The sequence below is a fragment of the Acinetobacter sp. SWAC5 genome (assembly GCF_003419885.1).
Lineage (GTDB): Bacteria > Pseudomonadota > Gammaproteobacteria > Pseudomonadales > Moraxellaceae > Acinetobacter > Acinetobacter cumulans.
In genome coordinates this window covers 13,857-39,325 of sequence record NZ_QUWR01000007.1, presented here as the reverse complement: position 1 = coordinate 39,325, position 25,469 = coordinate 13,857, and the positions used below count along the sequence as shown (strand labels likewise).

General features: G+C 39.7%; 28 protein-coding genes. 11 read left to right on the top strand and 17 right to left on the bottom strand.

Annotation, left to right across the window (positions count from 1 at the left end; translation table 11 throughout):
- Position 1: 1 nt before the first annotated feature.
- Genes DYI81_RS06645 through DYI81_RS06615 form a run of 7 tightly spaced genes read right to left on the bottom strand, consistent with a single transcriptional unit; the run spans position 2 to position 3,379 of the window.
- Positions 2-754: a hypothetical protein gene (locus DYI81_RS06645; protein WP_117007057.1), complete on the bottom strand. Its 753-nt coding sequence runs from the start codon at positions 752-754 to the stop codon at positions 2-4.
- On the bottom strand, positions 747-1,688 hold the full coding sequence (locus tag DYI81_RS06640) for a YdaU family protein (RefSeq protein ID WP_117007056.1): 942 nt from the start codon (positions 1,686-1,688) through the stop codon (positions 747-749). The genes DYI81_RS06645 and DYI81_RS06640 overlap by 8 nt, the downstream gene beginning before the upstream one ends.
- Complete coding sequence (locus DYI81_RS06635) at positions 1,685-2,041, bottom strand: hypothetical protein (RefSeq protein WP_117007055.1); 357 nt, start codon at positions 2,039-2,041, stop codon at positions 1,685-1,687. Before DYI81_RS06635 ends, DYI81_RS06640 begins: the two co-directional genes overlap by 4 nt.
- Positions 2,038-2,346 (bottom strand): hypothetical protein, encoded by a 309-nt coding sequence (locus DYI81_RS06630; protein ID WP_117007054.1) that lies wholly within the window; start codon positions 2,344-2,346, stop codon positions 2,038-2,040. Before DYI81_RS06630 ends, DYI81_RS06635 begins: the two co-directional genes overlap by 4 nt.
- Positions 2,343-2,603 carry a hypothetical protein gene (locus DYI81_RS06625; protein ID WP_147316029.1) on the bottom strand — a complete coding sequence of 87 codons (261 nt, stop codon included), beginning with the start codon at positions 2,601-2,603 and terminating at the stop codon, positions 2,343-2,345. The genes DYI81_RS06630 and DYI81_RS06625 overlap by 4 nt, the downstream gene beginning before the upstream one ends.
- Before the next feature lie 53 nt (positions 2,604-2,656).
- On the bottom strand, positions 2,657-3,103 hold the full coding sequence (locus DYI81_RS06620; protein ID WP_117007052.1) for a phage regulatory CII family protein: 447 nt from the start codon (positions 3,101-3,103) through the stop codon (positions 2,657-2,659).
- Positions 3,104-3,127: 24 nt separating this feature from the next.
- Complete coding sequence (locus DYI81_RS06615; RefSeq protein WP_117007051.1) at positions 3,128-3,379, bottom strand: hypothetical protein; 252 nt, start codon at positions 3,377-3,379, stop codon at positions 3,128-3,130.
- A gap of 133 nt (positions 3,380-3,512) precedes the next feature.
- Here DYI81_RS06615 and DYI81_RS06610 point away from each other — a divergent pair, with 133 nt between their 5' ends.
- Genes DYI81_RS06610 through DYI81_RS06600 form a run of 3 tightly spaced genes read left to right on the top strand, consistent with a single transcriptional unit; the run spans position 3,513 to position 6,045 of the window.
- Positions 3,513-4,175 carry a S24 family peptidase gene (locus DYI81_RS06610; RefSeq protein ID WP_117007050.1) on the top strand — a complete coding sequence of 221 codons (663 nt, stop codon included), beginning with the start codon at positions 3,513-3,515 and terminating at the stop codon, positions 4,173-4,175.
- 39 nt (positions 4,176-4,214) lie between these two features.
- Entirely contained in the window at positions 4,215-5,345 is a 1,131-nt protein-coding gene (locus tag DYI81_RS06605; RefSeq protein WP_117007049.1) for a DUF262 domain-containing protein, read from the top strand.
- Positions 5,323-6,045 (top strand): MAE_28990/MAE_18760 family HEPN-like nuclease, encoded by a 723-nt coding sequence (locus DYI81_RS06600; protein WP_117007048.1) that lies wholly within the window; start codon positions 5,323-5,325, stop codon positions 6,043-6,045. The genes DYI81_RS06605 and DYI81_RS06600 overlap by 23 nt, the downstream gene beginning before the upstream one ends.
- Here the strand turns inward: DYI81_RS06600 and DYI81_RS06595 are convergent.
- Positions 6,040-7,056, bottom strand: coding sequence for a DNA cytosine methyltransferase (locus DYI81_RS06595; RefSeq protein ID WP_117007047.1), 1,017 nt, complete (start codon positions 7,054-7,056; stop codon positions 6,040-6,042). The genes DYI81_RS06600 and DYI81_RS06595 overlap by 6 nt on opposite strands.
- Positions 7,057-7,259: 203 nt before the next feature.
- Between DYI81_RS06595 and DYI81_RS06590 the strand changes: the two genes are divergently transcribed.
- Positions 7,260-7,463, top strand: a complete 204-nt coding sequence (locus DYI81_RS06590; protein WP_117007046.1) for a hypothetical protein — start codon at positions 7,260-7,262, stop codon at positions 7,461-7,463.
- On the opposite strand, the gene DYI81_RS06585 is transcribed toward DYI81_RS06590, so the two are convergent.
- Positions 7,460-7,702: a hypothetical protein gene (locus tag DYI81_RS06585; RefSeq protein ID WP_117007045.1), complete on the bottom strand. Its 243-nt coding sequence runs from the start codon at positions 7,700-7,702 to the stop codon at positions 7,460-7,462. The genes DYI81_RS06590 and DYI81_RS06585 overlap by 4 nt on opposite strands.
- A 182-nt stretch (positions 7,703-7,884) precedes the next feature.
- On the opposite strand from DYI81_RS06585, the gene DYI81_RS06580 reads away from it, so the two are divergent.
- From DYI81_RS06580 to DYI81_RS06560, 5 genes are all read left to right on the top strand, one after another.
- Positions 7,885-8,313, top strand: coding sequence for a hypothetical protein (locus tag DYI81_RS06580; protein ID WP_117007044.1), 429 nt, complete (start codon positions 7,885-7,887; stop codon positions 8,311-8,313).
- Positions 8,313-8,891, top strand: coding sequence for a hypothetical protein (locus DYI81_RS06575; protein ID WP_117007043.1), 579 nt, complete (start codon positions 8,313-8,315; stop codon positions 8,889-8,891). Before DYI81_RS06580 ends, DYI81_RS06575 begins: the two co-directional genes overlap by 1 nt.
- An 11-nt stretch (positions 8,892-8,902) precedes the next feature.
- A complete protein-coding gene (locus DYI81_RS06570; RefSeq protein ID WP_117007042.1) occupies positions 8,903-10,024 on the top strand; it encodes an ATP-binding protein in 1,122 nt (373 codons plus the stop codon).
- 161 nt (positions 10,025-10,185) lie between these two features.
- A complete protein-coding gene (locus DYI81_RS06565) occupies positions 10,186-10,512 on the top strand; it encodes a hypothetical protein (RefSeq protein WP_117007041.1) in 327 nt (108 codons plus the stop codon).
- A 70-nt stretch (positions 10,513-10,582) separates the two neighbouring features.
- Positions 10,583-10,852 (top strand): helix-turn-helix domain-containing protein, encoded by a 270-nt coding sequence (locus tag DYI81_RS06560; protein WP_117007040.1) that lies wholly within the window; start codon positions 10,583-10,585, stop codon positions 10,850-10,852.
- On the opposite strand, the gene DYI81_RS06555 is transcribed toward DYI81_RS06560, so the two are convergent.
- The 3 genes from DYI81_RS06555 to DYI81_RS06545 form a co-directional block, all read right to left on the bottom strand.
- Complete coding sequence (locus DYI81_RS06555; protein ID WP_117007039.1) at positions 10,849-12,054, bottom strand: integrase family protein; 1,206 nt, start codon at positions 12,052-12,054, stop codon at positions 10,849-10,851. The two genes, DYI81_RS06560 and DYI81_RS06555, sit on opposite strands and share 4 nt — an antisense overlap.
- A gap of 153 nt (positions 12,055-12,207) precedes the next feature.
- Positions 12,208-16,728, bottom strand: a complete 4,521-nt coding sequence (locus DYI81_RS06550; RefSeq protein WP_117007038.1) for a translocation/assembly module TamB domain-containing protein — start codon at positions 16,726-16,728, stop codon at positions 12,208-12,210.
- Positions 16,729-16,749: 21 nt separating this feature from the next.
- Positions 16,750-19,500, bottom strand: coding sequence for an outer membrane protein assembly factor (locus DYI81_RS06545; protein WP_117007037.1), 2,751 nt, complete (start codon positions 19,498-19,500; stop codon positions 16,750-16,752).
- A 182-nt stretch (positions 19,501-19,682) separates the two neighbouring features.
- On the opposite strand from DYI81_RS06545, the gene DYI81_RS06540 reads away from it, so the two are divergent.
- Together DYI81_RS06540 and coq7 are read left to right on the top strand one after the other, a co-directional pair.
- Positions 19,683-21,002 (top strand): MFS transporter, encoded by a 1,320-nt coding sequence (locus DYI81_RS06540; RefSeq protein ID WP_117007036.1) that lies wholly within the window; start codon positions 19,683-19,685, stop codon positions 21,000-21,002.
- A 3-nt stretch (positions 21,003-21,005) separates the two neighbouring features.
- Positions 21,006-21,641 carry a 2-polyprenyl-3-methyl-6-methoxy-1,4-benzoquinone monooxygenase gene (gene coq7 / locus DYI81_RS06535; RefSeq protein WP_117007035.1) on the top strand — a complete coding sequence of 212 codons (636 nt, stop codon included), beginning with the start codon at positions 21,006-21,008 and terminating at the stop codon, positions 21,639-21,641.
- A 124-nt stretch (positions 21,642-21,765) separates the two neighbouring features.
- Here the strand turns inward: coq7 and DYI81_RS06530 are convergent, their stop codons facing one another.
- The 5 genes from DYI81_RS06530 to DYI81_RS06510 form a co-directional block, all read right to left on the bottom strand.
- Positions 21,766-22,347, bottom strand: a complete 582-nt coding sequence (locus tag DYI81_RS06530) for a DedA family protein (protein WP_240627364.1) — start codon at positions 22,345-22,347, stop codon at positions 21,766-21,768.
- 165 nt (positions 22,348-22,512) lie between these two features.
- On the bottom strand, positions 22,513-22,950 hold the full coding sequence (locus DYI81_RS06525) for a 2-amino-4-hydroxy-6-hydroxymethyldihydropteridine diphosphokinase (RefSeq protein ID WP_106984863.1): 438 nt from the start codon (positions 22,948-22,950) through the stop codon (positions 22,513-22,515).
- Positions 22,907-23,287 (bottom strand): dihydroneopterin aldolase, encoded by a 381-nt coding sequence (folB, locus tag DYI81_RS06520; protein ID WP_106984864.1) that lies wholly within the window; start codon positions 23,285-23,287, stop codon positions 22,907-22,909. Before folB ends, DYI81_RS06525 begins: the two co-directional genes overlap by 44 nt.
- Before the next feature lie 87 nt (positions 23,288-23,374).
- On the bottom strand, positions 23,375-24,673 hold the full coding sequence (locus DYI81_RS06515; protein WP_106984865.1) for an AarF/UbiB family protein: 1,299 nt from the start codon (positions 24,671-24,673) through the stop codon (positions 23,375-23,377).
- Positions 24,674-24,731: 58 nt separating this feature from the next.
- Positions 24,732-25,460, bottom strand: coding sequence for a HesA/MoeB/ThiF family protein (locus DYI81_RS06510; protein ID WP_117007160.1), 729 nt, complete (start codon positions 25,458-25,460; stop codon positions 24,732-24,734).
- Between the last annotated feature and the right edge of the window lie 9 nt (positions 25,461-25,469).

Below are 25,469 nucleotides of genomic sequence, written 5' to 3'. Positions count from 1 at the left end.
ACTAGCCCCCAAATATGTGATTAAAGCCATTTGATGTCATGGCACGATATTCATCTGGATTATCAAATGGATCTGGCCAATACGTATGAACTGGTGATTGTTTTGGCGCTGGTTGTAATTTTTGTGGTTGTGGTACCGCACGGTTTTTCACATTCAGTTTTTTCTTCAGCGCTTCAAGATGCTTCTTTGCCTCTTCATTCGTAACGCATACATGGTTGCTATCTTGATCACTGCTAGTACCCACCTGTGGTACAGCGTCGTAAAGCACATCCACTTCACTACGCTCCTTAGCATCATTGATAATGCGCTTATAAACACTGCAAAAAACTTTGTAGAACGTATCAGATGAACCAAGATGTCCGTATGGTCGAATTACTTCTTCAAATGCTTGCTTAGCAAACTTTTTGATTTCGTGAGAACGATTGTTTTTTTCATACATCAACGCCTGCAACCATGCATCATCATGGGTTTGATATTCATAACCACCTTTGCACCAGTTCTTAAATTCAGGAATTGACGGTGGCCAATCAGCCGTATCAAGTCGCTTTAATCCACGTAGGAATTGTTCATAAGTGAGGTCAGACAATTTCTCGACAAACTTTTCAATCACTTGTCCTTTTTTCAAGCCAGACCATTGGTCTGTAAACTTTTTGCCATACATGAAGAGCATGTCTTCAACGAGCTTACGTGCATCTTGCTCACTGAATTGTTGTACAGCATGTGGCTGTTCGCGTTGTGCTAAATCATTACGCATATTTCATTCCCTCCACTTCATGCACATCACGGATCGACGGTGCTGGTTCAACAGAACCAATTTCATCCATCCATGCATTCGCTTCATTCGAGGTTCGCATTGATGCACTTGAATAATTTTTTTGTTTTTGAGGGATGTGTTGAGTATCACGTTTACGGCGCGCATCATCCTTGTTGTTCTGAATCCAAGTAAACCATTTCACCAACCAAAGGCTTGCTGTGTTTTTCGATTCATCACCTTTGGCACAAAAGAAATCACCAAAGTTTGTAAACATGGAAATCATGTCTTGATCCTCAACTTCAGAGAATCTTTGTTTTCCAAGTTCAATAAAATCGTTTTGGAGTGGATATAGATTTACGCATTCCAGAATCGTATAGCGTTTGCTGTCTTCAGCGTGGTACTGAGAAAATTGAATTGGTGGCAAAGAAATTTTTTCTTCACGCGTATTACTACTACTATCAATAATATTGGTTACTGGTTCATGGTTATTGGTTAGTTGCTCGTTCGTTAAATTCTCGTTTAACGAATTTTCAACGGTCGTTGAACTGTCGCTATCTACTTGTCCAACCAGTGATGTAGAACCCTTAGGATGTTGTTGCTTTTTCGCTGCACGCTTTTTCGCTGATGCTTTACCAGCTTCACTCGCCTGTTTGCGTTTGCCATGATATTCAGCAATTTCACGTTCGCAACGATTATTGATGTAAATACCATCATTCAATATAAAGAACTCATCTAACACATATTGAAGAGCTTTGATTTGTTCTTCAGTTGAGCATTGGACACGTCGTGCTAAACGATCCAAATTTGAAGCATCAAGTGGTTGCTCAGTGTCGTAATACATATCGAGCAAGTCACGATAGATCGCTCGTTCAATAAGACTTAAGTGACGTGTAGCGTTATTAAAGTCACCAATATGGTGTTGGTAGTAATTCATTGCGCACACTCCAATTTGACTAGGCCACGTTTTTCCAACTGACGAATAATTCGAGGCTCGACAAATTCGTTGTTGATCTTGTAGCGCGTTCGCGACTTTTCTTTGACCTGAATCAGTGGTACTCCATCCTGCAATTGACGGCGTATCGTTATTGCTTTTTCACCCATGTGGGTGGTGTGCTCAAGAACGAAATATGCTTCTTGAGCCTCAATAGCTTTATTCATTACAGACAAAGGCATAGCAACAAGTTCTTTGGGCGTGTATATCTTCACTGGATCAAGTAGCGGAATAATCACCTCAATTGGTGCTGGGGACTGGACGTCTTTTTTCGTGCGTTTAGTTGAATATCTCATTGAGCATCCCCTTTTGGCATTTCATAAATAAAACTGCCATGCATTAAAATTTTATTGGCTCGATGTAAGCTTGAAACGATTTCACTCGCTTGATACACAGAGATTCGATGTTCATTGACCAATGCTTCAATAAACTCATTTCGAGTAATCGCTGCGTTTTTCTCATCGCGGTTAATCTTGCGCAAGTTTGCTTTTCTGACTTCTAGAAATGTATCTAGTGACCGTAGCGCAGGCTCATACCATGATTGCGTCCACTGCATTTGCTTGTGTTCAGGCTTTTGCAGAATGGCTTTATTGGTCATCATGAAACCTCCGCTAAAGCATGTTCAGTTTGAGTAAATCTGCGCTTTGCTAGTACTTCGGCTACAGATGCATTACGAATCAAATGTGTAAGTGCAAAGTTGTCGTTTCCATCTAAAAACACGCCATCACCAACGACTTTATGTACGGTCATTAGGCCATTCGGTTTATTGGGATCTATAAACACCACAACATCCCCAGCCATATATTCAGTATGTGTACAGGTGCACTTTTCGCAGTTATGTGGTAAATTCTGTTTCATATTCAATTCCCTAAGTTTTGAATTAGAAGCCTGATGTACGAGATCAGGCTTTTTTATTGCTCTACGCATTTGTTGATCTGCATTTCCAGCTCTGCCAATATTTCGTGTAGTGAATGAATCACTCGCGACATGTCTATGGCTTCCCCACGTGTAATACGGCCATCTGCCATCATTTCTTTGAATAGCGCGTAGATGTCTCCACCGCCCATTCCAAAATTCAAAACTAGATCCGTAAGTGCCGTGTCTCTACATTCAGGGATACTTGGCAAGTTAATGGCCACTTTTCCGTGATGTGCGTTTAGGCATTGCAAAATGCGGTAATCCCCTGTCAGCTCCATAAGTTTTGAAGCTTCTAGCAAGCTGATGTGGTGTGTTTCCGTATTGGGATTCACTTTGCTGTTCAGTACTGCTGGGCTTTTGATGCCCATGCGTGGTGCGAGTGCATTCGCTCCACCTTGGTAGTCGTGAACAGTGTTGTAAGCAGCATCCAATATGTTCATGGCAGTTCCTTTTGAACGTGGTTATTAGATAGCTGGGTTATTACCATTTTGGTTATTAAGAGTTTGAACAGGAAATAACCCAAAATGCTGATGAATCTCAGTTTCAGAAACTTCACCTTTACTGGCTTCTGCTAAAGCTTTACGTAGGTTCCGACGCGGTTCTTTGTATCCGTACAACAAGTGTGACTTTATATAACCGACTGTAGTTCCTGCATCTTTTGCATATTGTTCTAAGTCTGCTGGGCTTTGCTTAAGAATGAAGTCTCGAAAATTCATAGATTGATCCTCTCGTATCAATCCAAATATTACCTTTTAGGTAATGTAAATACAACCTTTTTTCTTGTTTACCTTTTTGGTGATAAAACTACAATTGACAGATGTGACATGTCACAACAGATTTAGGAAAAATATGGACAGCAAATCAATTAGATACCAAAACACTCGCTTACTTGTTGATCAAGTTGGCGGTGTATCCAGTTTTGCTGACAAAATTGGTAAGGGACAATCTCAGACCAGTCAATTTGCAGGCACCAATCCAATTAAAGGTATTGGTAATAAAGTAGCACGTGAAATTGAAGAAGCTTTTGATAAACCTCATGGCTGGTTGGATATTCCACAAGAAGGCACACAAACTATTGAAAAGAATGTGTCAGATCCAATTCCATTAAGTGGGAAATTCGTACCCGTTATCTCTTGGGTTCAAGCTGGAGCATGGACTACTGTTGAATCTGTGCCTGCGGGTACACAGTTTGACGAATGGTTACCACCAAACCCTAAATGCGGAAAAAATGGCTACGGTTTAGAGGTGGTTGGTGAGTCAATGCTCCCCGACTTCCGTCCTAGCGACAAAATTTATGTAAACCCTGACTTTCAGGTCAGTGATTTAAAAACCGGGGATCTTGTCATTGTTTCTTGTGAGGGCGATAAAGCAGCAACGTTTAAAAAGCTGATCGTAGAAACAGACAATATGTATTTGCAACCGTTAAACCCTGAGTGGTCTGAAAAAGCGATTGCTTTAGAAGATGGTTGTAAGTTGGTTGGTAAGGTTGTTGGCCTATATCGTGATGTATAAAGCTAAATTTATTCTTTTATATAATACTCAGGAGGAGCAATGGTAGATCAAGAGTTATTCCAATCAGATCTGTTTTCTACTTTTGATCAACATTTAATTGAAGATCAAATTAAGACTAATCAAAAAGATTTTGATTTTGACATTCGGGAATACACTGTTGACTTTTTAGTTCAACAATTCAATCCCAATCCTGATGGAAATTCAGATATTTTTATTCCTGAATATCAGCGTGATGACGTTTGGTCAGACAAACAAAAATCATTATTTATAGAATCTCTACTAATCGGCCTACCGATACCCTATATTTTTGTAGCAGATGTTGATGATAGTGAACTTGATGATGCCGATGGGCGAATTGAAATTATTGATGGAGCGCAGCGCACAAGAACAATATATCAATTTAGAAAAAATAAATTAAAATTATGCAATATGGAAAGGCTACCTTCACTAGAAGGGGCACGTTATTCAGACCTACCTATCGCAAGGCAACGTCGCTTCAATAGAACTACTGTCCGTTTAATTGAATTAAAAAATATTAATGAAGATGGTCGACGGTTAATGTTTGATCGCCTAAATACAGGAGGTAGTCCTCTTACAGAAATGGAAAAACGCTTAGGCACTGAAAGTGGTAGATTTATTGAATTTTTAAGACGTCTTGCTAGTGATGAAAATTTTGTACGTTTAACACCAATGCCTAGCAAAAAAGAAACAAGGCGTGAGCGTGCTGAATATGTTTTGAGGTTCTTTGCTTATCGTGAAAATTATGAAAATTTCGAAAAAAGTGTGAGAGATTTCTTAAATGACTATCTAGATGAAAAATCAAAATATTTCAATGAAGCAGAAGAAATTCGTTTAGAAAAAATGTTTAATAACATGCTAGATTTTATTGAAGTCAATTTTAGATTTCAATTTAGAAAAGGCGAAAGAGCATCAAACGTATCAAGAATTAGATTTGAAGCTACAGCTGTTGGTTGTTCACTTGCTTTAGAGCAAAATCCAGCTATTTCTAGTTATTCATCAACCGATACTTCTTGGGCTTACAAAGAGCCATTTCTATCAATGATGAGATCCGATGCCAGCAATTCAAAGCCAAAAGTGAAAGCAAGAATCGAATTTGTGAAACATAAGCTATTAGGTTTGGATACAGATGTGCTCACTGAATATAACTAATTCTCACTTGCTGAATGCCTTTTTGGAATTTGAGGATAAATGTGCTGAAATTGAAAGATATTTGAATTTTTTAGACAAATTAGATACAGGTTCTGATAATCATCTTCTGTCTAAAAATGATTTAAACATCTGGGAAACTAGCATAATAAGCCGTGAGGTTCAAAAAACAATTAGAGCTTCAACTTATTTACTAATCTATAATTTATTGGAATCTTCGATGTGTAATGCACTTGATGCAGTGCATCAAACTTTAGAAACTGAGAAAATAGATATACAGAAAGTTTCTGTTAAAATTAAACGTATTATTTACAACAACCTGAAAAAAGGACTAGGAGAACAATCAATAGACAATCTAATAAGTTCCAATATTGATTTAAGACCGATAATAATGAAACATGGATACAATAAAAAAGATCTTCTCAGTGGGAATTTCGATGCCGACGTTTTAAAAAAAATAGAGAAAAAGTATGGGTTTCAATCTTATCCACTTAATGGACAGAGTAGCTTATATTCACCCAAAACCATTCGTGAAATTAAGTTAAAAAGAAACGAATTAGCTCATGGCGCGCTTTCCTTTGAAGAGTGCGGTCAGGCTATTCCGATTCTTTCTATGACACCCAAATATAATGAGGCTAAAAATATGATGCTATCAATATTTAATGGTTTAAATAATTTTATGCAACAAGAAAGTTACTTATAAGCTTTTAAAACTAAGACCAATAACTTCACCCAACCTTACAGGAACTGCATTGCCAATCATTCTGCCCACCCCCCTAAAACTGATTTTTTTTGGGGTTTCTGTAAATTGATAATTCTCCGGAAAAGTCTGAAAAAGCGCCGCTTCTCTTAATGAAATTCCACGATCCTGCTCAGGGTGACCAAAACGACCATTACCAAAACCATAACAAAGAGTTGTCATAGTTGGAGCAGGTTTATCCCATTCCATTCTTCCATAAACCGATGGGTAGGAGCGACCCGACTCTTTTTTATGACAATCCGCCCGCAATTCCTCAGGCCAATCACGCCAAGTACCGCCCGGCTTAGAATGTCTAATTCTTTCTAAATTTATTACACTTAAATTTGCAGATGCATGCAATGCATCATTTGTAGATTTCTCTCCAGCTCGCAGTTTTTCCAACTTACCAATAACATCTTTGACCGTTACAGCTACATCATGTGTCGGAGGAATCAATTCAATGTTTCCAATTTTTGAAGCTAATACTACATGACGCTTTCTAGTTTGAGGGATACCATACTGAACACATACAACTTCCTTTGAAAAGACTTCATACCCTAACGACTTTAATTCATCAATAAAATCTTGATAGACTTTATGACGTATTACCTCAGGAACATTTTCCATCGTTACTAACTCTGGTTTCACTTCTTTAATTAGCCGTGAAAAATGATAAAGTAGAGGCCACTTTTTGTCTTTTGTCGTGTCTTTTCCTTGATTATATGTAGAGAAAGGTTGGCATGGAGCACAACCAGCAAGTAGTTTGATGCTATCTTTGGAATACCAAGATGAAACTTCTAAAGCGCTTACCTCTGCAACATCCTTATGAACAAAAGTTGCATTATTATTGTGCTCGTAAGCAAATTGACATTCATTTGCAATGTCATACCCTGCTTTAACTTTAATTCCTGATTTAATTAATCCTGCAGTCAAGCCACCGACACCACAGAACAAATCTACTGCTTCAATTTGCATATCTTAAATAAACCTCACATCAACCTATATGATATAGGTTTTTTGGTTCATATTGGTTGTGAGATAAAAATATTTTTCCCCTTCTTAAACATTCTACTCACTTCATAAGAATTTTCTAAAAGTTCTCAAATTTTCACTGATATTATGGAGTTAAGACTTTGTGCCAACATTGATCTTAACTACCCATTAATATCGGAGAAAATATGAAACCTGAAATTATAGAGGCTTTAGCGTTAGAGCTTACTAAGGCAACTATTGCTGATACTGACCCTCAAACCATTAACTTTAAAAGCGCTGATCTTTGGGTGAAAACCTATCTTGAATCAGAAAAACAAATTAAGGAGGCTGTTGCTAAAGCCAATCCGACTGCTGTAGATGTTTCTGACATTCCAATTTTTGGTCGTTAACCTTTCGCGCTGATATCTAAAAAACAGCCATTCTTTTCTTGAAATTCAAGGAGAGTGGCTTTTAGCTTAGGTGTAAGCTTGATTGAATGCTTAATGGTTGTCTCAATCGTGTGACTACCAAACACAGCTAACTCAGCTACACTCACTTGCCCCTCCAAATCCTCAGTTATTACACCATTCAGCAGTAATTTTTCTACCAACTGCTTACGCCATTCGTGCATTTCATTTCCTAGGCTCATCTTCTCACCTTTGATAGTTGGATTTTCTTTTGTCTACTATAAAACAAATCAACCAAAAAGATAAATAAAGATAATTTTATCTTGCAATAAATTACCTTTTAGGTAATATTTATCTCACAAACAACAAAAAAGCACATCGATCTTCGAACCCCGATGTGCTTTGCAAACTTTGCGAGATAAGTATGAACAAAACCTTAACCCCTTTCAATACCTTTGCTGTTACGGCGCTTACTGCCAGCGTAACAATTGGTGTTTTAGCATACGCATATCAACCAGACTTTGGTTTTTCAACTCAAACATCAAAGCAAATCGAACCTGCTCAAACTGCAGTTGCAGCTATGCACTTCAATTCAGACCATTCAGGCACCGCCGTCATTCGTTTAGATGGTTTCACCCTAGACGTGAGTTTCGACTTCGACCGTGTAGATGACTCATACGGCGTACCGGGTAGTGAATTTACCAATGCCGATATCACAAACCTACGTATAGATAACGTTACGGACAGATCTGGTTACCCAATCTCAGACTTTACCGACTTCAATGACCACTTGACCATCAATGCCATGTTGGTTGCTCACATGCTTCAAAACAAAATGTTGGAGGCTGTCTAATGAATGCTTATACCAAACCTTTCCGTGAAGATTTAGGCCTTGATGATGCAGGCTTCCACCGCATTCGCATGGGCAATACCGTATACAGCGTAAAAAACAATGTCATTTATACGTCTGAAAATGGCCAACTGACACAGGTAGATGAAAGCATCCTAACTGCGAAGCCTTGGATCCGTCGCAATGTAGATGAAGTCCTTGGCCAAACTCTAAAATTTAAAGCGCACTTTGCTTTCAAAAGCCGTCGTGGGTATGTGATTGAAGTAAATGACGTTCAGTACACAGCACGTGTAACAACAGATCCCACTAGTGGCTTAGACAGTTATGCCAGCACTTATGCACCAATGTTTTCTTTTAGCCATCTACTGGTAAATGACAATGGTACCTTACGTGCTGTCACTGAAAACGAAGTCAGTCATCCAGAATTTCAGCGCGTATTTAAGGCATGTCTGAATGCACGACGTCGATCTGATCGCGTAGCACAGCGCCACAACCTAAACCGCTGGAACTCACGCCATGAATGTGAGCAGTACAAGCTTAAAAAGAACAATACCGATGCCTTTGGCCGTACGTTTAACTAAGGAGAATCATCATGTCTTTGCAAATAATTCCTGCTGATCAAGCCTTAAATGTCAGCGCTATCATTACTTATATTTATGCAGATCCGGGTGTGGGTAAAACATCCCTCGGCTTTACGGCTGATAAAGCAATTTCTTTCGATTTTGACCGTGGTGCACACCGTACTGGCGAACTTCGTCGTGGTGCCGTAGTACCTGTACAGCAGTGGTCTGATATTGAAAATATTAAAGAACAGGATCTCGCTCCCTTTAATACAGTTGTCATTGATACCGTGGGCGCAATGCTTGAGTCTATTAAGACTCACCTGCTTAAGACGGCAAACAACCGCCAGCAAGATGGTGCTTTAAAACTGAAAGCCCAAGGTTTGGCCAACATGAAGTTTAAGCAATACATCAATACATTGCTCAGCTATGGCAAAGATGTGGTTTTCATCGCCCATGCTTCTGAGGATCAAAATGGCGATCAAGTCATTTACCGCCCAGAACTTGGTGGTAAGAACCGTAATGAGCTGTATCGCATTGCGGACATTATGGGCTATTTAACCACTGTCACGACAGGTGAAGGTAAAAATGCCCGTGTAATCAACTTCAAACCATCACCTACTCATCATGCTAAAAATTCTGGTGCATTAGGTGGTGAAACGGGTGAAGTCTGGTTGCCTGATCTAAAAGCGAATCCTACGTTTTTGGCTGATTTAATTACACAAGCCAAAGCACACATTAATACCTTAACGCCTGCCCAATTGGCTTCTGCCAAAGCACTTGAAGATTTAGAAAACTGGAAGCAAAGCTGTGAAGAAGCGGTATATGCCAGCGATCTAAATCAATTAACAGAGTCACTTGATAAAAGTCACACGTATTACCAAAACATGCGCCAAGCCATGCTTTTGAAGGCCAAAGAGTTGAAATGCACTTTTGATAAGCACAAGGAAATGTGGATTAGTCCTCCTGAATTTAATGGCATTAACGATACCCAGCGAGATGATTTACAAGCTTTCATTACTGAACGTGGCTTAGATGTGAAAACAGTATGTGAACACTTAGGCATTGATTCACTGATGCAAATCGATTCAACAAAAATTCAATTGGTAAAACAAGACATTGATCAACTTGCCAAAGAAGGAACTCAAGCATGAAAATTTTAGCTGATGGAGTTGGCCAATGACTTATCACTATTCATCCATAACCCGCGTGCTGATTATTCAGCACGGCGCAAGGGTTAAAACTTACCGCAATATCAACCTGTTTGGCATTGAAGATTGCATTAAGCAGTTTGTAGATAGTTGGGGGTATCGCCATGATTGAGCAAATCAAAGTCATCACACGGCTTCCTAATGAACTTTGTACCGCATTCTTGGAATGGTTAGTCCGTGGTGGCCATGACATCAAAGTCAAAAAGGATCGTGTAGTTATTAAAAAAGGTTCGAAGACTGGTGAAATTCTTGCAAAACGTGGCTCGATCCAACCCGATTACGCTATGAATGAATATCTGATTGAGCGCTTTAAATTATTTAGCTTGCAGTGGTTGAAATATGGCAAAGCATGGGTTGAAGAGCTGGATAATTCAATGATGTGTAAATTTGTGGAAGTGCAACGTCAAATCAATTTAGCGAAGGTAGCGTGATGGATATCTATTGGTATGAAGATGAAGATCCTTTACCAAGATCTGTAATTGAAAGTTTGAAGGAGGTGTCATGAGCAAGGTTAAATTTAGTGAAATGTCGCAGCAAGACAAAGACATGTGTTTAGAACGCTTCCTTGCTGCACCAGATCAACAATTATTCACACAGGAATATATAGCAATTTACCTATCCTGTTCTACACATACCTTACAGCGCTTACGCTGTGTAGGTGGTGGCATTCCATACACTAAGGTTGGTCGTTGTGTCACTTACAAAAAGTCAGATGTCCTAGCCTACCAAGAGCGACAAACTGTAATGAATACCGCTCAACTTGCCTCTTAATCAAAGCAATTTAGCTTTCCCTGATATACGGCTTCAATGTCATTCATTGCAAGCCGTAATTTTTTAAGTGAAACCTGAACATATCCACCAGTCACATCATTTTTAGCACCTGAGCGATGATTCAAAAGTCGCTTGATGGTATACGGACCATAATCCAAGTTGTTGCAAATTGTGGCAAAGGTTCGACGCAAATCATGCAGGGATATTTCAATACCAGTCTGCTTGTTAATCGTATTCAACAAGCCTTGAGCACCTGCAATATGTTTTGCGCTTGAAGTCATACTTGATCCAGGAAAAACATAGTCATTTCTACGTAGCTCATAACGCTTCTTTATAATTTCAAATAAATGATCACCCATTGGCAACAAATGATCATCGCCATTTTTAGGGTCCTTAAAAACAAACAAGCCCTTCTCAATATCTACATTTTCCCATTTCAGTGTCTGGGCTTCATTTCTACGACACCCGGTATACATGATAAATAACACTAAATCTCTTACAGCATTTTTTGAGGCATCCTCATACAAAGACCGTTCGGTAAAGTAATTAAGAACTGCATTATAAAAAGTATGAATGCTACTTTCATCAAGGTGGCGAGTCCTAGCTTTTGTTTTATTCCATCCGCGTTTTGCCGGAATTACATCGACTGGATTGTGCTTTAAAATTGGATTCTCATCTGTGGAGCAATGCACTTGAGCGAACCGCCACATAGATCCAAACATTTTTAACGTGAGATTGGCTTGAGCTGGACTGTATTCAGTCAGTTTAATGAAACGGTCAAACACATCCTTTTTATTGATTTCAAATATAGGGCGTTCTTTCCAGTCCGGAAGGAAGGTATCGATGCAGTGATGGTATGTATTCACTGAAAGTGGCTTTAATTTTCTTTGCTTGAGATACAAGTCGAAAGTCTGGCTTAGGGTCATTTCATTATTTAGGATATCTTTCTTTTTTTCAAAAATTCCATTGGAGATATCGGCTAAAATCGATTGAGCCTTTTTTCTAGCTTCAGCGGGCGTAATCTCGCTGGTTTTACCAATCGTCACGCGGAATAACTTTCCAGCATGTCGACGCTCAACAATATAAGATTTGCTTTTGGTCGTTACCCGAACTGCAAAACCTATTAAGTCTGCATCACGATGGATGGCTTGCCCTTTTTCGGTCAATGCAATAGCATCAACATTAGTCTTGTTGAGTTTCATTTCAGACTTAATCTACAAATTCGACACTTGCATTTTAAGCCTGAAATTACTCAACAGTCTACATATAGTCTACACAGTTATTTTTCATGTAGACAAACAACCAAATAAGAACATACATAACAACAACTTACATAAATTCAAATGTTCTCACCCTTAGAAACGCCAGTTATAAAATACGTCTATTGCGCGTTCTAAAGATTGGCTTGCTTCTAAATACAGGCGTTGGTTCATTTGATAACGCAATGTCAATTTATTGACTGGAGTAAATACACCTACGCCATAACGAATAAACAAGTCTGGCGTAATATAACCCGTTACAGATACCTGGGTATCATCACCTGTACCTTGTGCATCTAATGCTAAACCACTTAGACCAAATGTACGACCAATCTGATTGGTTAAGGCACGTGTACCGCCCAAGCCCATACTAATACCTGCAGCTGCAATGGTATTGTTTACATCGGACTTAAAGCTCTCAGTTTGACTTAAGCCTGTCGCGCCTTCATTAATACGTCCCGTAATTAATGCATTCATCGCTTCTTGTTCAGATAAGCCAGCATCGTTATACACTTGAATACTCGGACTTGTTGCAGTTCCTGTTACACGTACGCCCACAGTACTGCTCTGAATAGTTTTATTGGCATCCACATCTAAGGTTGGATTAGACAATGGGCCATTGAAACGAGCAATCGCACGATTCAAATCTAGGCTTTGGCCATAAGCTTCAATTTTCACACGTTTAGATACACCAATTGCACCATTGGCACGCATTGCTGTTTCTAAACCACGTTGTGATAAATTCAAGCGACCAATTAATGGAATACGACTATCAAAACCTTGGAAAATCACTTGATTGCCCAAGCTTACACTAAGGTCAGCACGGATATCCCAAGGGCGTGCTGATTTTAAAATTTCGAGCTGATTATCGCCTTCATGCACAATACGAACGTCAGATGAAACAGCCGTAACAGGCACTGAAGACTCAGGCATTGAAATAAGTGCACGCGGTACTTCAACCGTACCATTCAGAGTTAAACGTTTTTTAAATGGGTAAACATCTAAATTTAAGTCTGGTGTGACTTGGGCCGTAATCAGTGGTGCTTGGCGTATAAGCAGATCACTGCCTTTTAAGCTGAGCTGTACCCGTGGTTCATCTTTCCAATCCACACTACCTGTTAATTTACCAACACCACGTCCACTATTAAATGCACCGTTAATTGAAGCATTGTTTTGGCGAATGGCAGAATACAACTGAATATTGGTTAGGTTCACAGGTAAAGAAATCATACTGATTGAACCATCTTTAATACGTGCTTCACCTTCTAATAATGGCGATGTCAGTGTTCCTCTGATTTTACCCGCATACGAGATGGTGCCCCCTAACGCGCGCACATCTTGAATAAACGGTTTCAAAATTTTCAATTGCACTTGATTAAAGGCAATCTCACCGTTCATTGGTTTTGACTCTTTATAAGGATCAATTACCACATTGGCATAACCTGTACCAATATCAGGGGCTTTTACATCTAATCGAAGCTGTAAACCTTGTGCAACGCTTTTGAGTACCAACGCCACTTCATCGTATTTCATGGTTGAGCCAAGATACTGCGGATCTTCTGCAGCCAAGCCCATTACCCCGTCGCGCGTGAGTAAACGTGCATCAATTTTAGGTTTTGCACCTTTTGCCCATGAGGCTTTGGCATAACCATTGACCTTACCTGTCAGCGCTAAACCGTCGGGCATGAAGGCCGCAAAGTCATTTAAGTCCACGTTACGCGTAGTAAATGACACATTGCCACGGTTGGGATTAACACGAATAGGTTGATCAAAACACAACTCACTTTGCTGACTCATCCAACAATGTGCGCCAATAAAAACATCCGACTGTGCTGTATTATAAATAATCGAAGCATTTTGACGTTGTACAAGACGAGTACGCAGTGAGTCGAAATCACCTTTTTGGATTTGGCCTAGCCAGTTATTTTGCGCATTAAATCCGCCTGCAAACTGTACGCCAAATTTAGTAATTTTATTTTCTGCATTTACTTTGAGCACATGTGCATTACGTGTACCTGCCAGTGACAGTGAGGCCTTCGAAATACCACGGTTACCACTGCGTAAGTTGTCTAAAGTTGCGGTCAACAATGACGGAACACTTTGCGATGTTGGCAATTGTCCCTGTATGCGTACTTTTTGAATGCTAAACAGGTTATTTAAACCGAAATTATCAATCGCTAAGTTTGCAGAGGCTTGTAGTCGAGGTTGCACTTGCATATTTAAATAGCCGTATGCCCGACCTCTTAAACCTGGGTAAATTTCATATAAAGCTGGCGCATTGACTTTAAGCCTTAAGTTTTGTGCATTACCTGTGGCTTGTATCTGGTTACTTGCATACGCCAAGTACAAATTATTGGCTTCAAACTGCTGTGGCAATAATCCACTTTGATTTGAATTAACCACAATAGCTAGGTTACCTTTACCACGTATAGGCTTGTCATTAATTACACCCGCCAAATTCAAACCGTCTAACTGCACGCGTTTCAAACGATCTGACCATTGGCCCTGTGTTTTTACATTACCTGATAATTCGCCACGCACATTCGATGCAAAATAATGCGGTTTAAAACGTACCAATGAGGCATTCACATTCCAAGCCAAACCATCTTTAAGGTTTAAAACCCCATTGGCCAAAATTTTGCCAGCGACACCATCATGGCGTAACTCTGAAATTTTAATTAACTCAGGTGTGCCTGCTACATTTAACTTTAATACACCTTGGCTGGCTGCTAACTGACTTGCGGTTAAACCGCCATCATATTGCACAGCAAAGCTTTTAAACGCACCGCCTTGTTTAGCATCTTGGAAAAGTAAGGCTGCTGTGCTCTTACCTGTCAAACGAACAGTATCTTTTTGACCCACTAAACGCCCAGTTAAATCAACTGCATCTAAGTGAATAATTTGCTGATTTGGCTTGGCATAACCATTGGCTTTTACTTGACCATTTAAAACATCGATAGGTGCGGCAGCAGCAATACTCTGCGGATTAAAATGATCTGCATAAAGCTGTGCGTTCCACTTCAGCATGCGCTTGTCATCTGGAAGCTGAACCACGGCACTGCCTTTAAGTGCGCCTTGCTGTGCAATATAGCTAAAGCTTGGCACATTCAAATTGTTATTTTTGAGGTTTAATTGAGCCTGATACTGGCCTGCAGGAAGCATGCCTTTATCATGTGCGGACACAGCTGTTGCAACAAAAATATTTTGCTGACCTTCAACCAATGCTAATTTCGCATCACCAGAAGCACTACTTAACCATCCAACATAAGGCACAGCGCGATCAATATTCTTCCAAGACACATTCATCAGCATTGGCTGTGGTTTATCATTTTTAACTGGATTTTGATCTAACTTTAGATTCCATGTTTCGTATTTATCAAAGTCAACCAAAGCTGTTAAATGCAAACCATTTTCTAGTGTACCCTTAGAGCCTATTTTGCCGTCTAGACTTGGTGGTAAAAAGTCCTGTACCACTTGTGGAATTAATTTATCTTTAGGATTAATTTTGGATAATGCACCACGAATATCCCAAGTGACATGATCCTTCCAACTCACCACACCAGCAGCGCTCACGGCACCTTGCATTAACTGTGCATTTAAGTCGTCAATATTTAGTTGATGAATCAAATCGGTATGCATGATGGCACTGTACTGGCCTTCGGGTAGATCTTTTCCTTTCAGATCCGTTCTGACATTTAAGTCTAAACGATCGATATTGCCCTGAAACTCTGCCACACCTTTTTTAGAATGTAGCTTGAAGTCTGTTAAGAGTGGCCAATTGTAGTTTTTAAACTTTAATGCACCTTTCATTGGCACGTGATGATCCATTGGACGTACAACTGCCCAACCCGTCAGTAAGTCTGGCGTATTGGTTGCCACACCCGCCTGAATACTTTCTAAAGTACCGCGAGCTGCAACGTTAATATCATGAATATTTAAGCTTTCACGTAATGAAGGTAAATTCACCACAGCATCTGCATGAATTGGATAACGACCTGTAAAGTCCATTGAACCCGTTGCACCACGGACGGCTAAATAGCCCATATCAACACGTGAGTCCTTAAACTCAAGCTTTGTACCTGACCACAAGGCATCATTTAAATGAATATCATAAAAATCTACGCCTGCTGAATGGGTTTTAATGAGCATATAGTCTACATCTGCATCATCTACACGTAATACAAATGGCAAACGAATATCACTATAGCTAAAAGGTGTATCACTTGGTGGGAGTTTAGTGATGATCTGTAGATTCCGAACATCCGCATGGCTTAAGTGAATTTCTTTATTTAAAATTGCACGCCAGCCTAATTTTACATCAGCACGATCAATTTTGACGTCAACAGGTTTTAGGCTCACCAATACATTACGTAAAATAATGCCTCGCCATAAATTACCACCTTCATATTCATACTGAATAATTTGTTGGCGCTCTAAAACACGGTCGAGCAAAAACTTACTGCCCTTGTCTGTAGAAAACATCACAGCTAAGGCAGCCACGAGCGATACAATAATAAAGCCAAGTGTAAGCAAGACACTTCTTAAAATACGGCGTCGCTTGGGTACACTTTCTTCTGGTAGATTATTGTTTTCTTGCTGCTGTTCTTGATCAGCCATAACTCTCTCTATTACCGTATTTTATAATTGTGAGCCAATGAAGAAATGAATTCGTATTGGGTGATTATCATCCGATAAACCTGATGCAACATCAATACGAATTGGCCCAATTGGTGATGCCCAGCGAATACCTAAACCTGCGCTATAAGCGGTTTTAGTATTAAAATCTTTGTCATAGGCATTGCCTGCATCACTAAAAATTGCCGCACGCCAACCATCTTTAAATTGATAGTTATATTCTAAAGAACCGACCGCCAAAGCTTGACCACCAATTTTGTAGCCCGACTCAGATGCAGCTAAGCTCTTGTAGTCAAATCCACGAATGGTTTGATCGCCACCTGTAAAGTAGCGTAAGTTATACGGCACTTTACTAAAATCTTTAGTAAAAATATAACCTGCATCGGCACGACCCACAAATTGATGGTTGTCATTTTCACCTAAAGAGTAAATAAAACGCCAACCTGCATTCACGATTGCCATGTCGGCATCGGTCAATAATTTTTCGGAACCTAGCTCGACTTTATAAGTCTGCTTAAAGCCAACCGTTGGGTTTACACGTTTGTCCGTATCTGTTCTAGACACTTCATAACCCATCAGTAATGATTGTTGCTGGCTATTGGCATTTACTAAAAAGGCTTCAGGTATTTTATCAATATCGACAGCAGCTAAACCATTTTCTGTAATACGGTCTAAACGATAGCGCAGACCATAGGTTTGTTGCCATTGGCCACGTGGGTTTTTAATAATTCGGTCAGCACCTGCAACCGCGGATTCAATTAACAAGTTAACATCACCACCAACATTATCACGCTCTTCACGCTCATAACCGCCTACTAGGCTAATGTAATCATTCAGTGGGTGTTTATAAGGGATGTTATAACGACCATCTAAAGACTGTCGAATTTGTGACAGCTCCATATTGGCATCAAATGAATGTCCATGTTCATTTACAATTGCACGGCGATATTGCCCACGTAAACGAACACCCGTATCTGTACCAAAACCAGCACCCATTTCTGCACTATTTAGCTTGTCAGCATTTAAAGTGACAATCACAGGAACAACTTTGCTTTCACGTGCTTTATCTTTTAATACATCTTGCTCGTTATCTTTTTGCTCTTGTTGCTCCGCCAAACTGCGTAGGCTCGCTTTTTGCTCTGGGTCTTTCACACCTGCAAATTGATCTTCATTGACTACATGCTGTGTGACTTCATGATCTGAAGCTACCGCTTTTTTATCTTGTACTGCTAAATCATCTGCTGACAGTTTATTTTGATCGACCAGCTTTTGTAAATCTGGCGGTAAGTCTAGCTCTTTTTCTATTGGATCTGGACGGACTGCATCCACCAAAGTGTAGTTAAAGTAACGTGAATTGGTTAGGTTATTGGCTAAGCCATTTACCCGCCAAAAAGCATAATCCGCACCTTCTTGCCATGTCACTAAACTACGTAAAATTTTCTCATTCAAAGGGAATGGTTTAGTTGGGTCGCTCATTCTAAATTCGACATCACCCAACTTATAACGCTCACCTGTTTCAAAGCGCAAGTTAATATCGGCAGTATTTTGTGGCTGCGCAACCTTCACATCATGCAAACGCCAATATGAGTCAAAATAGCCGTTATTAGATGCTGCATTATCTATACGAACTTTAGTGTTTTCATATAAACCATGATTAAACACACCACCTTCTTCTTGATCTGGCAATACACCAATCACTTTGAACTGTGCTTGATTCGCCCCAGGGCCTGTAAACTCAACATTTTGCTGTTGAATGACTACAGGGCTATTTGGTGTAACAAGTACGCGAACACGAGAATTACTAGTTTTCTCAAATTTAAACTCAGAATTATAAAAACCCACAGCCTGTGAAGCCTGAATTGACAACGCACGTAGCTGAGGTAAAGCGGAAGGAAAGTCGCTGAACGATTCTTGCGTAAAACTCGACAACTTACCTTTAATATTGGCTTTTAAGTTTTCTAATGCTTCCGCATAATCTTTATTTGAGACATTGCTTTCATTTTGCGAAGACACCAAAACAACATCTGCAGTAATCCGTGGCACTTTCGCTGTATTCATTTGGCGTGGCGGGCGCACTTTATATAATAATCGCTTAAAGAAATTGGGTTGCTTATCGTCAACAGCTTCTTGATTATCTAAACCCACCACCAGCTCACGACCCGTTTGATTTTCTTGAATCGCAATGTCGCTATCCGCACGGATAGATTGCATTAATACATCTACATTGACTGGAGCTTGGTTAATTTCTTGCAGTTCTTGTTGGGTGATATCTGCAACTGCAACTTCATTATTTTGTGTTGCTCTATAGTTCTGAGCAGACTGTTTCGCCTCTTCTGCAACTTTAAAGATTTCATTTGCAAGCTGTTGATCAATTGGTTCAACTGGCAAATTTTCTAAATCATCAAACTCAATCGGTTTAAACGCCTCAATAGGGGTCTGAGAATTTTGTTGTTCTTGTAACATTTGTACGCTGTCAGCAGAAGCTGGCTGAGTCAACTGCTGTTCAACTTTTTGACGAAGTTCTTCCTCAGAAACACCTTGTTGACTGGCTTCAGCCTTTAATGCATTCACCATTTCCACTTGAGTTGCATCGGCGACAGGCGTATGTTCTTCAACTGTTTGACCCATTACGTGCTGCGCAAACAATGTTAAAAAGATACTTAAACACAAACGTTTGTTGTTATGATGCCCGAGTGTCAAATGACTTATACTTAAATTAAGTGTGGTCTTTTTAAAATTTATTTTTTCTGGCATAGCGAACTCTAAACATACGTGTTTATGAAATAGATCTTTAACCCCATTGAAGTTAAATTCAAGAACTGAATTTCAATGGAATTGATCCATTTTCCTAGGCTTTAAAGTATCTTACATGATTTTCTTCGCTGTTTTACTAAACACTCACATTTCTTAATAAAACTTTATGTAGCACATATCATATGAAGAACAGTGAACATTTACTCGGTAGCCGTCGTTTCCTACCCATGTTTCTCACCCAATTTTTTGGGGCATTAAATGATAATGTTTATAAGCAAGCCTTACTTCTCGTTATCACGTATGGATGGATTCAACAACAAACAGCAAGTATTAGTACTTTAAATAACTTAGCAGCCTTACTGTTTATTTTACCCTACTTCATCTTCTCTGCGACGGCTGGACAGCTTGCAGATAAGTACGAGCGTTCACAGCTTGTTCGAATGCTTAAAATTGCTGAAATTTTGATTATGCTCTTAGGGACTGCAGGCTTTTTATTAGGCAATTTATGGCTATTATTGTGCGCACTGTTTTTAATGGGCACACATTCCACCTTCTTTGGGCCCATCAAATACGCTATTTTGCCTGAAATCCTTAAGCCACAAGAGCTTATGTCAGGCAATGCACTATTCCAATCAGGCACATCTATGGCCATCTTGATCGGGATGATTTTGGGTGGTGCGGTGATTTCCCTATCACAAGGCAATTTGCTATGGATTAGCCTCACGGTAATCACAATTGCTTGCTTAGGCTATTTATCAAGTCGCTTTATTTTAAAACAGCAAGTCACCTCACCCAATATAGACATTGACTGGAATTTCTTTCGTACCAGTGGTCAAACCTTGCGCTATGCCAAAAGCCTGCCTTTAATTTTTACGATTTTATTAGGCAACTCATGGTATTGGTTTTATGGTGCAACCTACCTCACTCAAATTCCACAGCTGACACAGCAAAATTTACATGCTTCTGAAAATGTTGTGAGTTTATTACTGACCTTCTTTTCTGTTGGTATTGGTGTAGGCTCATTATTGTGTCGTAAAATTGGGGGTGCTGAAGTCAATATTAAAATGGTCCCATTAGGTGCCATTGGTCTTACAGTATTCGCTTTATATTTAGCAGCCAGCCTTACTTTTGTACCAGAGCGTACTGGTGCGCTACTCAGCCTCAGTGATGTATTCCAAGGGGGCTGGAGTTATTATAATGTGATGTTTGCAGTGACTTTACTTGGTATTAGTGGTGGTTTTTATATTGTGCCACTCTATGCCATGATGCAAGCCTATTCACCTCGCTCACATCGTGCGCGCATCGTAGCGGCAAACAACATATTAAATGCTGTTTTCATGGTATCTTCTGCTATATTTTCAATTATCATCTTAAGTATATTGAAGATTGATATTAAAATACTTTTCTGCATAACCGCAGTGTTGAGTGCTATTTTCTCTATTTGGCTCCTCCTGCGTTTAAAACCTATGCTTAAAACTGCGCACGTCTCGTTGGAGGATTAATTCATGCGTCAATACACCGGTCTAGACAAATTCATCCATTCTTTTGACCAAGCGCTACGCAGTTTAGTTCCTGGAAGCACTTCTGCGCAACGTGAGAACCCTGCCAATGGAACCAACACACAATTGGCTGTAAGTGAAGCTCGCCATGTTGCAGGCTTAATGCGTGTCAACCATAGTGGCGAAGTATGCGCACAAGCGCTTTATCATGGCCAAGCGCTCACTGCAAAGTTACCCAATGTACGTCGTGAAATGCAACAAGCAGCCATTGAAGAGCAAGATCATTTAGCATGGTGTGAAGATCGACTCAAAGAACTGGATAGCCATACCAGCTTACTAAACCCTGTATGGTATGGTCTGTCTTTTGGTATGGGTGCTTTAGCAGGTATTGCGGGCGATAAATATAGCTTGGGCTTTGTCGCTGAAACAGAACGTCAAGTGAGCATGCATTTAGAACACCACATGAGTCAGCTACCTGTACAAGATCAGCGCTCATATCAAATTTTAAATCAAATGAACATTGATGAGTTGCACCATCGCGATACGGCGCTTAATGCAGGCGGTGTTGACCTTCCAGCACCTGTTAAAATCACCATGACAGCCATTTCAAAGCTCATGACCAAAACTAGTTATTTTATTTAAGCCATACATAAGATGTAAAAGCCCGCTAATCTGCGGGCTTTTTAAATTTTAGAAACTAGTATTTTAAATTGAGCATATAGCTTTTCATTATTAATTAGCGATGCATAGCGGCGTTTATCTTTTATTAATGTTTAGAGCTTTGCTCAGCTACTTTTTTTCGATAGCCATACACCAACCGCGCAAGCCCAATACAAGCAATCACAGCAACAATCGTATAAAGCTCATCGTCATAAGGCAATATGTACTGCCAAAATACATGTAAGGCATGCGTGATGTGTACTCCAGCACTAATCACTACCCATGCCCAAATGAAGCAGGCCACAATGTTAATGAGTACATATTTCCAAATTGGATAAGCTTTTATGCCTACGGCGATCGGCAATACTGTTCTAAGTCCCCACGCAAAGCGCATACCCAGAATAGTTAAAATTGGATAACGATCGATAAATTGGCTGGCACGTTGAAATTTTTTGGCAAACTCTGGCTGAGATTCAAGCATTTTTTGCCCATAGCGTGCGCCCAATTGATAATAAAATTGATCACCAATAAAGCTTCCAAGCATAGCAACCGAAAGTAATAGCCAAAAATTAAGTAAATGCTGATGCACTGCATAAGCACCCAGCATAAGTACTGTTTCGCCTTCAAACAAAGTTCCTGCAAATATGGCCCAATAGCCATAATGCTGAATGAGCTCAGTCCAATTCATACAGCCAACAACTTGATGATGATTATTTTTTCTATCTTAGCACTGAATCTAGCATGACTGCTGTTTTACAGACTCAAATGATCTGCTATGCGATAACCCAACCTAGCACCCAAATCAAACGCTAAGTGCTCAACATTTGAATACATAAAATTATAGAAATCAAGTCTATGCATGACATGAGACCACAGGAAAGTGATGTTTCTCATGTACAAAAGCTGCATCTGACCAAATCTCATACATAGGAATTTTCACATCCAATGCCAAAGGTAATTTTTTGGCATTAAACTGCATATTGGACAAACAACTACCCCATGCGATTAAATCGATATCTAAAGTAATTTGATGTGAAGGTCGAATACGCCCTGAATCGGTTTCCATACGTTTTAATTGCAGGACTAAATCCGTTACGGATAAATGACTTTTCAATAAACACGCAGCATTCCAATAATCCGCGCCAATCGCATCTCGGCACGGAATTAAATAAATACTGGAAAAGCTTAAATTACCGAATTGAGCGAGTTGTGCAATTGCTTGTTGAAAATGCTGTTTTGGATTGCAATTACTCGCCAGTGCTAAGGCGAATATCGTTTCGGTGACGTTCAAGACGAATTCCTACAGAATTTGCTTGCGGGATAATGGCAGGCTTACGGATGGTAATCATAATAGATTCCACTACAGGAAAGGTAGTAAAAAGTGCATTCAAAACCAGTTTTGCTGCATGTTCGATCAATTTAGGTTGCGCTTCTTGAATCACTTTTGCCGAAATTTCACAAATTTCCGCATAATTGAGCGTATCGTCTAACTCATCAGAATTAGATGCCTGCTCTAAACTGGTATTAATCTGCAAATCGAGCATTAAAGGCTGAATAATTTGACGCTCCCAATTGAAACAGCCCACCACTGTCTCTACCTTTAAGCCTTCAATAATAATCGCGTCCATAAATCTCTCAAATACAAAAGTCCCCCTTATATAAGGGGGATTTAAAAAAGTGTGTCAAAGTAATAAAGACTGTAAGCGCATTAAAGCTTAGTGCTTTAGCAACAGATTAGGGTCTATACTTTGTACCATCTGTAAGCGCTGGTCAGCATAAATATCTGTATACGGCGCTAGAATACGCATAAAACGATCAAAGTACAGCATTTGCTTAAATAACAAGGCAAAATCTCGTGGGAAACGGATGCCATGACGTTCGCCTACACCCACCATATCCATCATAATGTCATTAATATCCGAAGGATTTGATGTGAGCAATTCTTGCGGATCTGCCAGCAATACACCACTAAACAGACGCTCTAAATCATCAGCCAAAACTTTGGTATCAATTTTATGATCCGTCATGCCCATTTTCAGCATATTTTCAGCCATTAAAGCATAGTCGGTCTTTTGCAATGCATCCATAAATGCAATACAGGCAGTCCATACTTCTGGCTTTAACTGACCCACAATACCAAAATCGATAAAGCCGACACGACCATCTTCTAAGAACATAAGATTGCCCGCATGCAAGTCCGCATGGAAGCTATTACACATCATCAGACTACCAAACCATGTATTCATGGCAGTAATTAAAACTTGTGATGGGTCTTTTGCAACTTTTTTAACCATATCAAAATCAGTCAAAGGTACACCATACAAGCGTTGCATAGTCAGCACACGACGAGTTGAATATTGATGATAAACCTTAGGTGCTGTTGCTGCTTGGTTATTGGTAATATTTAAATAATTCACAAAATCATCTAAATTTTGTGCTTCTTCAATAAAATCAACTTCACGCACCATACGTGTTTTTATTTCTTCAACAATATCTGCTAAAGACGCAAATTTAACTTTAGGTACAGCTTTTTCAAGTAATTTAGTCGCCCAATGCAAGACATTTAAGTCAGTGTATAAAATGGTTTCTACACCTGGCTTTTGGACTTTAATTACGACATTTTCACCACTCACTAAAGTGGCTGCATGTACCTGTGCAATAGATGCGGACGCAAGTGGTTTTTCATCAATAGATGCAAATATTTCATCTAAATTACGGCCTGCAAACTCCGAAGCCAATACCTGCTGTACATAGCTAAACGGCAAGCTTGGTGTCTGATCTAGACAACCTTGAAACTCTTCCACATATTCACGTGGAAATAGCGAAGGCGTACTTGCAATAAACTGCCCTAATTTAATATATGTAGAACCGAGCGATTCAAAAGTTTCACGCATGAGTTTTGCATTGCTTGGTTTTTCTGTGGCGTATTTAATGCCAGCCTTGGCTGCCACCACAGCTGTTTCACCCATACGGGCAACAGAACGTAATCCATCAAGCCAAATATTGTTTTTCATAATGTCTGAGGAAAAATAAAGTGTAGTGAGTGTAGCAAAATTTTATGCCCTTGCAGGATTATCTTGCCTGACAGCTTGCACAATTTTCATCATGCATAAAATTTAAAATTCGCTGCGTCATATTTAAACCATTCCACAATAAAAGCTTTTGCTTCAGTGGCCTAAGGTTTAAACCCAAATATAATAACGCATGATGCGCCTGTAAGCTGGCCATCACATTCGGCGTGGTCGCGAGTACACCTGAGTCCGCACAGCGTAGGCTTTCATTTTGCTGTTCTTCTTTTGGAAACAGACATTCATAACAAGCCGAATCGCCTTCAACCATAAACAATTGCCCCTGAAAGCCAATTGCTGAAGCACTAATTAATGGCACACCGTGTTGCTGACAAATTTGATTCACCAAATAACGTGTTGTGAAATTATCACAGCCATCGAGCACCAAATCTTGCGATGCTATTAGGCAATCTGCATTGGTTTTATCCAACTTAGCGACAATACTGTGCACCTGAATATGTGGGTTAATTTGTGTTAAACGTTTTGCCAATATATCTGCTTTATAAAAACCAATATCTGCAGGTCCAAAAGCCATTTGGCGCTGCAAATTACTCACTTCAATGCTATCTGCATCAATTAAGCTAATTTTTCCCACACCTGCGCGTGCCAATAACTCAGCCAATGCACAACCAATCCCCCCACAGCCTACGATCAACACATTAGAAAGTTTGAGCTTTTCTTGTGCTTCAAGATCCCATCCCTCTAAGAGTATTTGACGACTATACAGGTGCATTTCTGCTTC

Excerpts from the sequence above, each read along its gene's own strand:
- DYI81_RS06600 (WP_117007048.1), top strand. The coding sequence starts at position 5,323 with ATGTGCTCACTGAATATAACTAATTCTCACTTGCTGAATGCCTTTTTG.
- DYI81_RS06590 (WP_117007046.1), top strand. The coding sequence starts at position 7,260 with ATGAAACCTGAAATTATAGAGGCTTTAGCGTTAGAGCTTACTAAGGCA.
- folB (WP_106984864.1), bottom strand. The coding sequence starts at position 23,287 with ATGGACGCGATTATTATTGAAGGCTTAAAGGTAGAGACAGTGGTGGGC.
- DYI81_RS06565 (WP_117007041.1), top strand. The coding sequence starts at position 10,186 with ATGATTGAGCAAATCAAAGTCATCACACGGCTTCCTAATGAACTTTGT.
- DYI81_RS06580 (WP_117007044.1), top strand. The coding sequence starts at position 7,885 with ATGAACAAAACCTTAACCCCTTTCAATACCTTTGCTGTTACGGCGCTT.
- DYI81_RS06585 (WP_117007045.1), bottom strand. The coding sequence starts at position 7,702 with ATGAGCCTAGGAAATGAAATGCACGAATGGCGTAAGCAGTTGGTAGAA.
- DYI81_RS06605 (WP_117007049.1), top strand. The coding sequence starts at position 4,215 with ATGGTAGATCAAGAGTTATTCCAATCAGATCTGTTTTCTACTTTTGAT.
- DYI81_RS06635 (WP_117007055.1), bottom strand. The coding sequence starts at position 2,041 with ATGAGATATTCAACTAAACGCACGAAAAAAGACGTCCAGTCCCCAGCA.
- DYI81_RS06645 (WP_117007057.1), bottom strand. The coding sequence starts at position 754 with ATGCGTAATGATTTAGCACAACGCGAACAGCCACATGCTGTACAACAA.
- DYI81_RS06550 (WP_117007038.1), bottom strand. The coding sequence starts at position 16,728 with ATGGCTGATCAAGAACAGCAGCAAGAAAACAATAATCTACCAGAAGAA.
- DYI81_RS06545 (WP_117007037.1), bottom strand. The coding sequence starts at position 19,500 with ATGCCAGAAAAAATAAATTTTAAAAAGACCACACTTAATTTAAGTATA.
- DYI81_RS06560 (WP_117007040.1), top strand. The coding sequence starts at position 10,583 with ATGAGCAAGGTTAAATTTAGTGAAATGTCGCAGCAAGACAAAGACATG.
- DYI81_RS06595 (WP_117007047.1), bottom strand. The coding sequence starts at position 7,056 with ATGCAAATTGAAGCAGTAGATTTGTTCTGTGGTGTCGGTGGCTTGACT.
- DYI81_RS06510 (WP_117007160.1), bottom strand. The coding sequence starts at position 25,460 with ATGCACCTGTATAGTCGTCAAATACTCTTAGAGGGATGGGATCTTGAA.
- DYI81_RS06610 (WP_117007050.1), top strand. The coding sequence starts at position 3,513 with ATGGACAGCAAATCAATTAGATACCAAAACACTCGCTTACTTGTTGAT.
- DYI81_RS06575 (WP_117007043.1), top strand. The coding sequence starts at position 8,313 with ATGAATGCTTATACCAAACCTTTCCGTGAAGATTTAGGCCTTGATGAT.
- DYI81_RS06515 (WP_106984865.1), bottom strand. The coding sequence starts at position 24,673 with ATGAAAAACAATATTTGGCTTGATGGATTACGTTCTGTTGCCCGTATG.
- DYI81_RS06555 (WP_117007039.1), bottom strand. The coding sequence starts at position 12,054 with ATGAAACTCAACAAGACTAATGTTGATGCTATTGCATTGACCGAAAAA.
- DYI81_RS06615 (WP_117007051.1), bottom strand. The coding sequence starts at position 3,379 with ATGAATTTTCGAGACTTCATTCTTAAGCAAAGCCCAGCAGACTTAGAA.
- DYI81_RS06630 (WP_117007054.1), bottom strand. The coding sequence starts at position 2,346 with ATGATGACCAATAAAGCCATTCTGCAAAAGCCTGAACACAAGCAAATG.
- DYI81_RS06540 (WP_117007036.1), top strand. The coding sequence starts at position 19,683 with ATGAAGAACAGTGAACATTTACTCGGTAGCCGTCGTTTCCTACCCATG.
- DYI81_RS06570 (WP_117007042.1), top strand. The coding sequence starts at position 8,903 with ATGTCTTTGCAAATAATTCCTGCTGATCAAGCCTTAAATGTCAGCGCT.
- DYI81_RS06640 (WP_117007056.1), bottom strand. The coding sequence starts at position 1,688 with ATGAATTACTACCAACACCATATTGGTGACTTTAATAACGCTACACGT.
- coq7 (WP_117007035.1), top strand. The coding sequence starts at position 21,006 with ATGCGTCAATACACCGGTCTAGACAAATTCATCCATTCTTTTGACCAA.
- DYI81_RS06530 (WP_240627364.1), bottom strand. The coding sequence starts at position 22,347 with ATGAATTGGACTGAGCTCATTCAGCATTATGGCTATTGGGCCATATTT.
- DYI81_RS06620 (WP_117007052.1), bottom strand. The coding sequence starts at position 3,103 with ATGAACATATTGGATGCTGCTTACAACACTGTTCACGACTACCAAGGT.
- DYI81_RS06625 (WP_147316029.1), bottom strand. The coding sequence starts at position 2,603 with ATGAAACAGAATTTACCACATAACTGCGAAAAGTGCACCTGTACACAT.